The sequence below is a fragment of the Nonomuraea gerenzanensis genome (assembly GCF_020215645.1).
Lineage (GTDB): Bacteria > Actinomycetota > Actinomycetes > Streptosporangiales > Streptosporangiaceae > Nonomuraea > Nonomuraea gerenzanensis.
In genome coordinates this window covers 7,156,365-7,168,937 of record NZ_CP084058.1, presented here as the reverse complement: position 1 = coordinate 7,168,937, position 12,573 = coordinate 7,156,365, and the positions used below count along the sequence as shown (strand labels likewise).

Annotated in this window: 15 protein-coding genes; 4 read left to right on the top strand and 11 right to left on the bottom strand. The window is 73.0% G+C overall.

All coding sequences use genetic code 11. The annotated features are described in order from the left end of the window. Window position 1 precedes the first annotated feature (1 nt). From LCN96_RS33470 to LCN96_RS33455, 4 genes are all read right to left on the bottom strand, one after another. Complete coding sequence (locus LCN96_RS33470; RefSeq protein ID WP_225266422.1) at window positions 2-382, bottom strand: carboxymuconolactone decarboxylase family protein; 381 nt, start codon at window positions 380-382, stop codon at window positions 2-4. Further along, window positions 379-1,209: an NAD(P)-dependent oxidoreductase gene (locus LCN96_RS33465; protein WP_225266421.1), complete on the bottom strand. Its 831-nt coding sequence runs from the start codon at window positions 1,207-1,209 to the stop codon at window positions 379-381. The genes LCN96_RS33470 and LCN96_RS33465 overlap by 4 nt, the downstream gene beginning before the upstream one ends. After that, the gene (locus LCN96_RS33460) at window positions 1,206-1,943 is read right to left on the bottom strand and encodes an SDR family oxidoreductase (protein WP_225266420.1); all 738 of its coding nucleotides are present in this window, start codon (window positions 1,941-1,943) and stop codon (window positions 1,206-1,208) included. Before LCN96_RS33460 ends, LCN96_RS33465 begins: the two co-directional genes overlap by 4 nt. A gap of 67 nt (window positions 1,944-2,010) precedes the next feature. Then, window positions 2,011-3,477, bottom strand: a complete 1,467-nt coding sequence (locus tag LCN96_RS33455; RefSeq protein WP_225266419.1) for an aldehyde dehydrogenase — start codon at window positions 3,475-3,477, stop codon at window positions 2,011-2,013. 77 nt (window positions 3,478-3,554) lie between these two features. Between LCN96_RS33455 and LCN96_RS33450 the strand changes: the two genes are divergently transcribed. The 3 genes from LCN96_RS33450 (at window position 3,555) to hemC (ending at window position 5,692) form a co-directional block, all read left to right on the top strand. Then, entirely contained in the window at window positions 3,555-4,220 is a 666-nt protein-coding gene (locus LCN96_RS33450; RefSeq protein WP_225266418.1) for a hypothetical protein, read from the top strand. Window positions 4,221-4,372: 152 nt separating this feature from the next. After that, window positions 4,373-4,717 carry a VOC family protein gene (locus LCN96_RS33445; RefSeq protein WP_225266417.1) on the top strand — a complete coding sequence of 115 codons (345 nt, stop codon included), beginning with the start codon at window positions 4,373-4,375 and terminating at the stop codon, window positions 4,715-4,717. Window positions 4,718-4,756: 39 nt separating this feature from the next. After that, a complete protein-coding gene (gene hemC / locus LCN96_RS33440; protein WP_225266416.1) occupies window positions 4,757-5,692 on the top strand; it encodes a hydroxymethylbilane synthase in 936 nt (311 codons plus the stop codon). Between the two features lie 38 nt (window positions 5,693-5,730). Here hemC and LCN96_RS33435 read toward each other — a convergent pair whose 3' ends face one another. The 7 genes from LCN96_RS33435 to LCN96_RS33405 form a co-directional block, all read right to left on the bottom strand. After that, entirely contained in the window at window positions 5,731-6,279 is a 549-nt protein-coding gene (locus LCN96_RS33435; protein WP_225266415.1) for a Cif family virulence factor, read from the bottom strand. After that, window positions 6,279-6,470 carry a ferredoxin gene (locus LCN96_RS33430; protein WP_225266414.1) on the bottom strand — a complete coding sequence of 64 codons (192 nt, stop codon included), beginning with the start codon at window positions 6,468-6,470 and terminating at the stop codon, window positions 6,279-6,281. The genes LCN96_RS33435 and LCN96_RS33430 overlap by 1 nt, the downstream gene beginning before the upstream one ends. Continuing rightward, a complete protein-coding gene (locus tag LCN96_RS33425; RefSeq protein WP_311131978.1) occupies window positions 6,467-7,837 on the bottom strand; it encodes a cytochrome P450 in 1,371 nt (456 codons plus the stop codon). The genes LCN96_RS33430 and LCN96_RS33425 overlap by 4 nt, the downstream gene beginning before the upstream one ends. Further along, window positions 7,834-8,610 (bottom strand): SDR family oxidoreductase, encoded by a 777-nt coding sequence (locus tag LCN96_RS33420; RefSeq protein WP_225266413.1) that lies wholly within the window; start codon window positions 8,608-8,610, stop codon window positions 7,834-7,836. The genes LCN96_RS33425 and LCN96_RS33420 overlap by 4 nt, the downstream gene beginning before the upstream one ends. 13 nt (window positions 8,611-8,623) lie before the next feature. Further along, window positions 8,624-9,814, bottom strand: a complete 1,191-nt coding sequence (locus LCN96_RS33415; RefSeq protein WP_225266412.1) for a cytochrome P450 — start codon at window positions 9,812-9,814, stop codon at window positions 8,624-8,626. A gap of 13 nt (window positions 9,815-9,827) precedes the next feature. Continuing rightward, complete coding sequence (locus LCN96_RS33410) at window positions 9,828-10,424, bottom strand: TetR/AcrR family transcriptional regulator (protein WP_225266411.1); 597 nt, start codon at window positions 10,422-10,424, stop codon at window positions 9,828-9,830. 131 nt (window positions 10,425-10,555) lie between these two features. Next, window positions 10,556-11,497, bottom strand: a complete 942-nt coding sequence (locus tag LCN96_RS33405) for a hypothetical protein (protein ID WP_225266410.1) — start codon at window positions 11,495-11,497, stop codon at window positions 10,556-10,558. A gap of 292 nt (window positions 11,498-11,789) precedes the next feature. On the opposite strand from LCN96_RS33405, the gene LCN96_RS33400 reads away from it, so the two are divergent. Beyond that, window positions 11,790-12,551 carry a dienelactone hydrolase family protein gene (locus LCN96_RS33400; protein WP_225266409.1) on the top strand — a complete coding sequence of 254 codons (762 nt, stop codon included), beginning with the start codon at window positions 11,790-11,792 and terminating at the stop codon, window positions 12,549-12,551. The last annotated feature ends 22 nt before the right edge of the window (window positions 12,552-12,573 follow it).

Sequence of the window (12,573 nt, the reverse complement as noted above, 5' to 3'; positions counted from 1 at the left end):
GTCACCCGTCCGTCCCACCCTCGGAGCTCTTCTCGTGCCGCGCCACCAGCGTGTCGATCTGCACGCTGAGCCTGGCCCCCAGCGGCCAGCCGATGTAATGCGTGAGAAAGATGGCGATCTCACGCAACTCCTCGGCGCTCAGCTCGGAGTTACGCAACGCCGCCGGGATCTGGATGTCGAGCACGTCGTTCAGCCCCTTGGCCGCCAGCACGCCGACCAGGAGGAGCCGCCGGTCACGCATGGACAGCCCCGGCCGGGACCAGATGTCGGCGAACAGGTGATCCACGGTGATTCCGAAGAAGTCGCCGGGCCCGTCGCGCATCTCCCACCCGTAGACCCGCCCCATCATCTCCAGTCCGCGCTGCCGTCTGTCGTCGGTCATGCGGGCTCCTCAAGGCCGAGGTCGGTGGCCAGGCGCTGGTGGGCGTGCCGGGCGAGCGGGGTGTCGACGCCTAGCTCGCCGGCCAGCTCGAGGGCGAGCGACAGGTCCTTGTCGCCGAGCGCGAGCACGTGGCTCATGATCGCGCGCAGCGGGTCGCCGGGAGGCAGCGGTGAGGTGGTGTCGCGGATCATGAGGGCGCCGGGGCCGCCGGTGACCGCGTCGGAGTGGCGGACGATCCGGCCGAGGGCGCCGAGCGGGATCCCGGCGGCCTGCGCCAGGCGCTGAGCCTCGGCCGCGGCGGCGAAGGACACGAAGTGCAGCAGGTTGCGGGCCAGCTTGGCGCGGGTGCCGGCGCCGACGGGGCCCATGTGCAGGACGAGCCCCGCCCAGGGGGCGAACGCCTCCTTCACCCGTGCGAACGCCGCCTCGCTCGCGCCGGCCATGACCGCCAGGGTGCCCTCGGCGGCGCCCATGAAGCCGCCGCTGACGGGGGCGTCCACCACCTCCACCCCGTACGGCACCGCGGCCTCGGCCAGCTCGACCGCGGTGCCGGCGCGGATGGTGGAGTGGACGGCGAGGATCGTGCCCGGGGCGCTCGCGGGGATCAGGGTGTCGGCCACCTCGCGCACCTGGGCGTCGTCGCGCACCATGAGCGAGACGATCGAGGCGCGGGCCACCTCGGCCAGGCTCGCGGCGGGCAGCGCGCCCCGCTCGACCAGGGGCGCCATCGCCTCGGACCGGAGGTCGTGGACGATCAGGCCGGGGCCGGCCAGGCGGGCCGCCATGGGGGCGCCGATCTGGCCGAGCCCGACGAAGCCGTACATCATGCGCGGAACACCTCGCCTCCGTCCACGTTGAAGATCTGTCCCGTGACCCACGCGGCCTCGTCCGACAGCAGGAACAGGCACATCCCGACGAGGTCGTCAGGCGTGCCCAGCCGCTTGAGCGCGAGCTTGTCGCGCACGATCCTGGCCGACATCCCGCCGGGCACCACGGCCCGGTGCGCGGCGGTGTCGACGGGGCCGGGCGCGATGGCGTTGACGCGGATGTTCAGCGAGCCGAGCTCGTGCGCGAGCTGCTGGGTGAGGCTGTTCACGCCGGCCTTGGCCAGGCCGTAGTAACCGGCGTACTGCCAGGCGGCGGTTGAGGACTGGTTGACGATGGCGCCGCCGCCGCGCTCGGCCATGCGGGCGTGGCAGGCGCGGGCGCACAGCAGCGCGCCGTCCAGGTTCACGGCCATGAACCTGCGGTAGTAGTCCCAGTCCACGGTGAACAGGAAGTCCAGCTTCATGGTGCCGAAGATGGCGGCGTTGTTGACCAGGTAGTCGATGCCGCCGAATGCCGTCACGGCCGCTGCCGCCATCGCCTCGGCGGAGGCGGGGTCGGCCACGTCGGTCCTGACGAACAGGCCCCCGATGTCGTCGGCGACCTTCGCGCCCCGCTCGTCCACGTCCGCCACGACCACGCCGGCGCCCTCGGTGGCCAGCGCCCGCGCGTACGCCTCTCCGATGCCCTGGGCGGCGCCCGTGACGATCGCCACCTTCCCGGCGAATCGCCTCATCGCGCCAACTCCATCGCCGATCCGTGTGCGGTGATCGTGCCGCCTGCGCCCGCTGATCTCCGCGCGGTCATCCCGCTCCCTCCGCGATCGACTTGATCTCCAGGTACTCCTCGAAGCCCGCGACCCCCATCTCGCGGCCGACCCCCGACTGCTTGTAGCCGCCGAACGGCACGTCAGGCCCGTACCAGACGCCGCCGTTGACGCTGACCGTGCCGGTGCGCAGCCGCCGCGCCACCGCTCGCGCCCGCTCCGGGTCGCCGGCGTGCACGGCGCCGGACAGCCCGTACGGGGAGTCGTTGGCGATCCGTACGGCGTCGTCGTCACCGTCGTGCGGCAGCACCACCAGCACCGGCCCGAAGATCTCCTCCCTGGCGGCCCTGCACCGGTTGGTCAGCCCCGTGACCAGCGTGGGCTCGATCCAGAAGCCCCTGTCCCGATCGGGCCGGCGCCCGCCGGTGGCGAACGAGCCGCCCTCCGCGACCGCGAGCTTCAGGTACGCCTCCACGCGGTCGCGCTGGCGGGCGGAGATGACCGGGCCGCAGACGGTGCGCTCGTCGGCGGGGTCGCCGGTGCCGAGCCGCGCCATCGTGCGGGCGGTGATCCGCACGGCCTCGTCGTGGTGGGCGCGGGGGACCAGCAGCCGCGTGGTGAGCGCGCAGCCCTGCCCGGCGTGGGAGATCGCGGCGAAGGCGGCGTACGTGCACGCCCCCGCGAGGTCGGCGTCGTCCAGCACGACGCACGCCGACTTGCCGCCCAGCTCCAGGAACACCTTCTTGAGCGTCTCCGCGGCGCCGCGCATCACCGCGCGCCCCGTCGCCGTCGAGCCGGTGAACGAGACCAGGTCCACGCGCGGATCGGCGGCAAGGAGAGCGCCCAGGGCATGGTCGCGGCCGGTGACGATGTTGACGACGCCCGGCGGGAGGTCGGTCTCCTCGGCGACGACCCGCCCGAGCGCCGCCGCGCACCAGGGCGTGTCGGGGGCGGGCTTGAGCACCACGGTGTTGCCGGCGGCCAGCGCGGGGCCGAGCTTGGCCAGGTTGATCTGGTGCGGGAAGTTCCACGGGGTGATCGCGGCGACCACGCCCACCGGCTCGCGCAGCACGCGCCGGTCGCTGGCGATGCCCATCGGCGCGGCCCGGCCCAGGTCGCGCGTCCACTCGTAGCTCTCGGCCAGGTCGGCGACCCACCCCAGGTCGGCCACGGGGGCGTCGAGCTGCGCCCCGTACGTCAGGAACCGGGGCGCGCCGGCCTCCCTGATGGTGAGCGCGCGCAGCTCCTCGGCGTGCCGTTCCAGCGCCTGCCTGAGCTGGCGCAGGCAGCGGACGCGCAGCGCCAGGTCGGTGCTCCAGCCGGAGTCGTCGAACGCGCGGCGGGCGGCGGCGACAGCCTCGTCGAGCCGGCCGGGGGTGGCGTCGGCGGCCAGGCCGATGACCTCCTCGGTGGCCGGGTCGACGGTCTGGAAGCACTGCTCGCCCGGAACCAGGCTGCCGCCGATCAGGAGGGGAGAGCCCTGCTCCGCCCAGCCATTGAGCAAGCGACCGCTTGTTATGGACACCTGTCCAGACTACAGTTCACGAGTGACCGTGCAAGGGGGAATCGAAGGAGGGGCCCGTGTCCCGTGACGACTACTCCGGCGCGTTCGACCCGGGCTTCCGCTTCGAGGACCTGTCGAAGGCGGCCCTCGTGCGCCTGGTCAGGGAGTACGCCCTCATCGTCCACCTGCTCGACCGCTCCAGCCTCATCGCTGTCGGGATGAGGTACGGCCAGGAGGCCGTGGAGGAGATCGCCGTCCAGGAGTGGCGCGGCGCCAGCCCGGTCTACACCCAGCGGATCCGCGAGATCATGCGGATCGAGGGCGACGGCGTCTCGGCCATCTTCAAGTGCCTGCAGCTCGACCCCGGCTTCGCCCAGCACTACATGGACGTCGAGTACGAGCTGATCGACGAGCGGCACGGCTTCTTCCAGCTGCGCACCTGCGGGGCGCTGCTCGACGTTGAGCCGTTCGGCGAGCGGGCGGTGCGCGGCATGTGCCACCACATCGAGGACGGCACCTTCGACTGGACCGCGCAGGCGGTCAACCCCAGGGCCCGCATCCGTCCGGTGCACCGGCCGCCGCGCGTGCCTGGCGACCGGGTGCCGCACTGCCGCTGGGAGGTCGTCATCGACGACGAGACCGAACCCGTCGGCGAGGCGCCCATCACCGGGATGACCCGCGCCACCACCGCGGCCCGCTTCCGCTTCCCACCGATGCGCGACGGCACCCCGCACCTACCGTGACGGCATCCCGCACGTGCCGTGATGGGGCTGCGCCCGCGTCGGCGCGTTCCGCCGCGGCCTCCCGGCCCGGTTGTGCGATGCGTTCCGGCGGCCCGATGAGTTCCGGCCGCGCAGGAGGTCCACCCTTCGTGACGACTCGAAGGAACGGCTCCATGGACATGCACAGTGTGGTCTGCGTAAGTGACCTGGCGACCGCGCAGAAGTGGTACGAGGTGTTCTTCGGCCGGCCGGCGGACGAGATCATCGGCGCGGAGCTCCTGTGGCAGACAGGGGAGAACGCCTGGCTCGTCCTCGACGACCGGCCGGTACGGGCCTCCAGAGTGGGCGGCACCATGATCACTTTCGGGGTGCGCGACCTCGACGACATCCTGGCCCGCCTGGCCGCGCACGGCATCGGGCACGAGCCCGTGGAGACCTACGGCAACGGCGTACGCCACGTGGAGATCCTCGACCCGGACGGCAACAGCCTGTCACTCGCCGAGGCCCCGGCGGGGTGATGCGCCCGAACCCGTGCCCGGGGGCGCTACCATCGGCGGATGGCAGTCCCTGAGCTGATCCGCATCGCCACCCGTTCCTCTCCCATGGCGCTCGCCCAGGTGGAGCGGGTCCGGCACGAGCTCACCACGCTGCACCCCGGCGTGCGCACCGAGGTCGTGCCGGTCACGACGTCGGGCGACAGGTGGCAGGGCGCGCTGTCGGCGCTCGGCGGCAAGGGCGCGTTCACCAAGGAGGTCGACGCGCTCCTGCTCACGGGCCAGGCCGACCTCGCGGTGCACTGCGTCAAGGACGTCCCGGCCGACCGGCCGCTGCCCGCGGGGACGACCTGGGCGGCCTTCCTCAAGCGCGACGACCTGCGCGACGCCCTCGTGCACCCGGGCGGCCTGCCCCTGGACGAGCTGCCGCCGGGCACCACGATCGGCACGTCGTCGGTGCGCCGCATCGCGCAGCTCGCCGCCTCGCACCCGCACCTGCGCTGCGTCCCGATGCGCGGCAACGCCAACCGGCGGCTGGAGAAGCTCGACGCCGGCGAGGCCGACGCGCTGATGCTGGCCGTGTCGGGCCTGGAGCGGATCGGCATGAGCGACCGCATCACCGAGGCGCTGCCGCTGGAGTCGATGTGCCCGCCGATCGGCGCGGGCGTGCTCGCCCTGCAGTGCAGGGAGGACGACGCCGAGACCATCGAGGCCGTGGCGGCCCTGGGCGACGCCGACACCTGGCGCGAGGTGACGGCCGAGCGCATGTTGCTGCACGTGCTGCAGGGGCACTGCAACAGCCCGATCGCCGGGTACGCCCGCGCCGAGCGCGGCGGGCGCCTGTCGCTGCGCGCCCGCGTCTTCACCCCGGACGGCAAGACGGTCCTGGACGCCCACGAGTGGGCGGGCCCGCTCGACCCGGCCACGCTGGGTACGTCCGTCGCCGTCGCGCTGCTCCGCCAGGGCGCCCGCCAGCTCATCGACGCCATCCCGCACTAGCGCCGCCACCGGCCGCCGCCGCCACCAGGCCGGCGCCGTCACCACAAGGGCACAGGGGTCTCCGCCCTCGGATAGTAACCAGGCACCGGCGCGCCGGACGCCGCCCGGTCCAAGCGCCGCCGCATCCCATCCGACAGCACCCCGGCCTTCATCATCTCGACGAACACCGCCGTGACGTTCCCCAGATCGAACCAGTCGCGCTGCCAGCGCCACCGGAAGTCACCGCCGTACCGGAACCAGCTCCCCCCGATCCCCGGCACCTCGTACGCGCCGCCGTCCGGACGGCGGGCGTCGGCGACCTGCTTCCAGAAGCCGACCACCTCCCCCTGGCGCTCGTCGATGAGGATGCTCTGGTACGGATACGACCAGCCGTCCAGGCCGCCCATCTCCGAGCCCAGGGCGAGGTCGCGGATCTCGTCCCGGCCGACCGCCATGAAGTCCTGCCCGGGGCCGATGTTCCAGCCGTAGGTGGCGTCCTCGGTGTAGAGCTCCGCCAGCGGGCGCCAGTCGCCCAGCTCCTCGCAGCGCCGGTTGGCCGCAAGCCAGCGCCGCACCATCTCCTCCAGCTCGTCACGCGGGTACACCATCAGCCTCCCAACTTCAGCGCCCGGGTCGGGCAGTATCGGACGGCGGCCTCCACCTGGGCGCGCAGCGACTCGTCCGGCTCCTCGACGAGCACGCGCACCTTGCCCTTGCGCGGCACCTCGAAGACGTCCGGCGCCTCCAGCTCGCACATGGCGTGCCCCTGGCAGAGGTCCAGGTCGGCTCGCAGCTTCACGATCGGCGCCTCCGGTAGCGGACCCGGCACGGCCGGGCGAGCTGGACGACCATCTTGGAGTGGTCGTCGCGGTAGGAGTCCGGCGGCTGGGCGGGCTCGAACTCCCAGTCGCGCAGCAGCACCGAGAAGATCGCCTTGAGCTGGATCATCGCGAAGTTGGCGCCCACGCAGCGATGCCTGCCGGCGCCGAACGGCACCCAGGTCCACCGGTTGACCAGGTCCTCCTCGCGCGGCTTGGCGTAGCGGGCGGGGTCGAAGGCGTCGGGCCGGGGGAAGTCCTCCGGGATCCGGTTGGAGACGGCGAGGCTGCACCCGACCAGCGTCCCGGCCGGGACGCGGTGACCGAGCACCTCCTGCTCGGTCTTGGCCACCCGCAGCAGCAGGATCAGCGGCGGGTGCAGCCGCAGCGCCTCCTTGATCGCCGACTCCAGCAGCGGGATCTCGCGCAGCGCCTGGAAGCTGATCTCGCAGCCGCCGGCGTACAGCTCGTCCAGCTCCGCCACGACCCCGGCCAGCACGCCGGGGTGGCGCAGCAGCTCGATCAGGGTCCAGGCGGCCGTGCCCGAGCTGGTGTGGTGCCCGGCGAACATCATCGAGATGAACATGCCGGTGACCTGGTCGGCGGAGAAGCGCGGCGTGCCGTCGTCCGCCCGGATGGACATGAGCACGTCGAGCAGGTCCCGCTCCGCGCGCGGCGGGCGCGGAGCGGCGGCCCGGCCGGCCATGATGCCCTCCACCAGCGCGACGAGCTCGACCCTGGCGGCGTCGCGGCGGCGGAAGCTGTCGATGTCGGCGTACGGGTCGACGTAGGCGATCGCGTCGGTGCCCCGCTCCAGGTCGTGGTACAGCCCGGCGAAGCGGCGGTCGAGCTGCTCCCGGAAGCGCTTGCCGATCAGGCAGGCCGAGGAGGTGTAGATGGTCAGCTCGGCGAACCAGTCGAGCAGGTCGAGCTCACCCTCCTCGCCCCACCCGGCGACCATCCGGTCCACCTCCGCGGCGATCGTGGCGGCGTGCCCCTTGAGAAAGGAGCCCTTCAGCGCCTGGTTGTGCAGCGCCTCGCGGCGCTGCTCGGGGGTGGCGTCGAAGACCACGCCCGTGCCGAAGATCGGCGTCATGAACGGGTACGCCTCCGCCTGGTCGAGCTCCTCGTCCGGGGCGCGGAAGAAGAGCTCGTTCGCCTCGGCCCCCGACAGCAGCACCACCGGCCGCCCGGCCAGCAGGAACCGCCCGACGTCGCCGCACTCCTCGCGCACCCGGCGCATCAGCCCGATGGGATCGCCGCGCAGCTCCTCCAGGTGGTCGGGGCCGCCGGAGACCAGGGCGGGCTCCTTCAGCGCGCGCTCGTGCGTCCCGTCGGGCGCCGTCATGGCTCCACCGCCCGTTCCGGCTGGACCTCCACCAGCGTGAGGTGCACGCCGCGCGGCGCGGTCGCGACCGTCACGATCACCGCCGCGACCTGCTCCGGCTGCAGGAAGTACGGATGCCGCGCCAGCCCCCACTGCACCCACTCCTCCAGCACGGTCGCGGTCGTCTCCGCGTCCCACGTCATGCCCATCCCCGTCATCGTCGGCCCCGGCCTGACCAGCGACGTGCGCACGCCGCTGCCCTCCAGCTCCATCCGCATGGCGCGGGCCATGCCCTCCAGGCCGTGCTTGGCCGCCACGTACGCGCCCATGCGGGGCCGGGGCGAGGGCACCACGTCGGAGGAGACGAGCACCACGTCGCCGCGCGCCCTGGCGACCATGCCGGGCACCACCTGTGCGACCAGCCGGTGCGCGCCGACCAGGTGCACCTGGAGCTGGGCGGCGAACGCCTCCGGGTCCAGCTCGTGGACGCGGGTGGCGGCCAGGTCGCCCGCGCCCGAGACGACGATCTCCGGGTCGCCGTGCGCGTCGGTGGCCGCCGCCACGAAGGACTTGACCGAGTCGGAGTCGGAGACGTCCAGCGGCAGGGCCACCGCCTGGCCGCCGCGCTCGCGGATGGCCGCGGCGAGCTGCTCGCAGCGGTCCACGCGCCGGGCGCCGAGTGCCACGGGATGGCCGGCGGTGGCGAGCAGGGTGGCGGTGGCCGCGCCGATCCCGGACGAGGCCCCGCTGACCAGCGCGGGGCGGCGTTCGGGGTGGGGGGCGAATCGGGGCATGGAGGCGGACCTCCTATCGGGGGGTGACGGTGATGGGCAGGGCGGCGAAGCCGCGGACGTTGACGGAGTGCACGCGTACGGCCTTCTCGGCGTCCACGTCGTAGGCCCTGACCCGGCGGACGAACTCGGTCAGGGCCAGCCTCGCCTCCAGGCGGGCCAGGCCGGCCCCGAGACAGAAGTGCCGGCCGCCGCCGAAGCTGATCAGCGGCGAGGTGTCGCGGTCGAGGTCGTAGGTGTCGGGCTCAGCGAACACGCGCTCGTCGCGGTTGGCCGAGCCGATCAGGAGCAACATCCGCGCGCCCGCGGGCACGAGCGTGCCGTGCAGCTCGGTGTCGCGGGTGACGGTACGGGCGAGCTGCTGGCTGGAGGTGTCGTAACGCAGCGTCTCCGCCACCCAAGCCGCCACCCGCGACGGGTCGGCCAGCGGCCCGGCCAGCTGCTCCGGGTTGCGCCAGCCCCAGTACAGGGCGTTGGCCAGCAGCTTGGTGGTGGTCTCGTTGCCGGCCACGACCATGAGGAACAGGAAGGCGACGATCTCCTCGCCGGTCATGCGGTCCCGGCCCTCCTCGGCGGCGAGCAACGCGGAGGTGAGGTCGGCGCGCGGCCTGCGGCGGCGCTCGGCCACCAGGTCCTGGTAGTAGCCGGCCAGCACCAGCGCCGCCTCCATGCCGGCCGGCGGGACGTCGTTGAGCCCCTCCTCCCGGTGCACGACCAGGTCGGCCAGCCGCCGCACCTCGTCGCGGTCGGACTCCGGCACGCCCATCAGCTCGGAGACGACGTCCATCGGCAGCCTGCCGGCGAAGTCGGCCACCGCGTCGAACCCGCCCGCGGCCACGGCCGGATCGAGGTGGCGCCGGGTCAGCCGCAGGATGTCGCCCTCCAGCTCACGCACCCGGCGCGGCGTGAAGCCCTTCGAGACCAGGGCGCGCATCCTGGTGTGCGAGGGCGGGTCCATGGCCAGGAACGACATGGTCCGGTGCGCGGCCGGGCCCCAGGCGCTCGGGTCGAGGGAGACGCCGTTGAAGCTGGAGTAGCGCTCGTGGTCGCGGAAGGCGGCCGACACGTCCGCGTGCCGGGACAGCGCCCAGAAGTCGAGCCCGTCGTCGCGGTAGAGCGGCGCCTCGTCGCGCAGCCGCCGGTAGGCGGGGTACGGGTCCTCGTGGATCGCGTAGTCGTACGGGTCGTAGGACGGACTGCCCTGCACGGCGATCACCACCTCAGAACAGCAGCTCGGCCACCTCGGCGAGCCGGTCGGCCATCTCGGCGTAGGAGCTGTAGCCCATGCCCGCGTGCACGAGGGCGCCCGCGTAGGCGAACTCCAGCGCGTTCAGCACGCGGGTCTGCTCCGGCGACGGGCGCTCGGCGCCGGGGGCGAGGCCGGGCCGCAGTGCTGCCAGCAGCCGGCGGTGGACGGTCCTGCCGATGCGCAGCCGCAGCTCCCGTACGTCCGGATCGGTGCCGAGCAGCGCGGTCGTGCAGGCGGCGGCCAGCTCCGGCTCGTCGGAGACCAGCAGCGCGATCTCCCGCAGCACCGCGATCACCCGCTCCCGCGGCTCCTCCGGCGCCGGCGGGATCGGCGGCAGCGCGCGCAGCCGCCGCCAGAACACCTCGGCGATCAGGTGGTTCTTGGAGGTGAAGTACGTGTACGCGGTGGCCGGCGCGACCCCCGCGCGGCGTGCCACGTTGCGCACGGTGAACCCGTCGAACCCGGTCGCCCTGACCTCCTCGACCGCCGCGTCGGTGAGCCGGCGCACGGTGTCGGCCTGCCGGTCGGACAGCCGGCGGCGGGTGGACTCCATCAATTCGCCGGACATGTGTCCAGACGGTAGTTCAGGCGATTGCCCGGCGCAAGGGTCCGGCCGTAGGGCTCGATGGTGTCGTCGTACAGGGTGGCCTCCTGCCGGAAGCCGTACTCGCCGCTGTCAGAGAGGCCCTCGACGGGTGGCTAGGCGGGGTGCAGCAGCTCCCTGCGCCTGGTCAGCAGCCGGGAGTGCTCGGTCATGAGCTGGGCGTGGCGCGCCTTCAGGTACGCCACGGTCTCGCGCACCCACTGCGCCAGTTCCTTCACCTCGGTTCTGGTCTTCTGGATGCGCTGATGCTTGAGCACATCGCTGATGATGTTGTCGAAGAAGGCGTCCACGAACCACCGCGTGTCCACCTTCGGCATCACCGGCCCGGCCGCGATCCCGGTGTCGGCCAGCTCGCGGGCGAAGACGTCCAGCGCCCGCTGGGCATGCCAGGCGGCCTTGTCGGCGCTGGTCAGCCTGTCGTGCTCGAAGGCGTCGGCGAGCAGGCCGCCGCCGAGCACGTCGAAGGTGGAGGCGCCGCTGGCGGAGTCGAGGAAGCGCAGCACGACGCCGAGCGCCTCGTGCGCGCCCTGCCCCGCCTGGCGGGCCTCCTCGCACTCGCGCAGCTCCGCCTCCAACCGGTCGAGTGCGGCGCCGAGGTCGGCCAGCTCGCGCGCGCCGGGACCGCCGCTCCTGATGAGCTGCTGCTCCTTCTCGGCCAGCAACCGGGCATAGTCACGGGACGCGGGGCCGAGGTCGGCCAGCTCGGCGGCTGCCGCCGCGGCATCGGTTTCGAGCTGCGCCAGCCGGGCCCGGTGACCGTCCACGCGTTCCCTGGCCACCACCGCCTCGGCACGCTCGCGTTCCATCCGCTCCTCGCGGTTGCCCAGCATGCGGGCCACGACGGCGGACAGCCCGCCCTTCAGCCGGGCGACGTCACGCTCCTCCTTGGCCAGCTCGGCCTCCAGCTCCACCAGGGCGTGACGGACGTCCTGGATCTGTTGCGCGGTGGCATCACGCAGGCGCCGGACGTGCTCGGCGCGGTGCATCCTGGCGGCCGCCTCACGCAGCCGCGCGTCAAGCCCGGTGAAGAAGGTCACGCCATGACGACGAACGGGCCGCACCGGACGTTCCTGTACGCCCGGCGCCCGCCGGTCGGGGGCGTGCGACTCAAGCGGCGGAAGGGGAGGAGCAGGGTGGAGAGGTGCGACATTTCGTGAGTCGAGCGAGTAAGGTGCCGATCAGGCGGCTCCTGGGTGTGCTTCCTTTGGACGCCGCTGGACGCCGCCGCCCTGCTGTCCGGCCTGGCCCCGGGCTCCTGAGAGGGGGCTGAAGAGCGCCGCCCCGGAAAACGACTCGACGCGTCAGCGGGAATGCCGATGTAATCTCGCCATGCGCATCACCTCGGAAACGATCAGCGACGGCATCCGCGAACAGCTCTTCACCATCGCGGACATCCCCGGGGTGCTCTGGACGCCCGCCGGGGGCTCCGGCCCCCGCCCGCTGGTCCTGATCGGGCACGGCGGCGGGTCGCACAAGCAGGGCTGGGAGGTCGTCTCCCGGGCCTTCCCCTACGTCACCTCCTGCGGCTTCGCGGTCGCCGCGATCGACGCGCCGGGTACCGGCGACAGGCCGGAGCACCCGGAGATCCGGCGGCTGGTGGCGCTCATCCAGGAACGAGAGGCCGCGGGCGAGCCCTTCGGCCCGGCCTGGCCCGCCCTCAACGAAACGGTGGCGGCGCAGCTCATCCCCGACTGGCGGACGACCCTGGACGCGCTGCGGAAACTGGACTCCGTCGGCGACAGCCGGCCCGTCGGGTACTACGGCCTGTCCCAGGGCGGGGAGATGGGCATCCGCCTCGTCGCGGCCGAACCCCGGATCACCGCCGCGGTCCTCGGCCTCACCGCGAGCGAGTGGCTCATCGAGACCGCGGCGCGGATCACGATCCCCGTCGAGTTCCTGCTGCAGTGGGACGATGAAGGCAGTCCACGCGACTCGGTCATGAAGCTGTTCGACGCACTCGGCTCCGCCGAGAAGACCCTGCACGCCAACCCCGGCGGCCACTTCCGGGTCCCGTCCTTCGAGATCGACAGCTCGATCCGGTTCTTCACCCGGCACCTGGGCGGCAGCCTCGGCATCCCGGGCAACTCCTGACACCACCATCGCTACTCTGCCA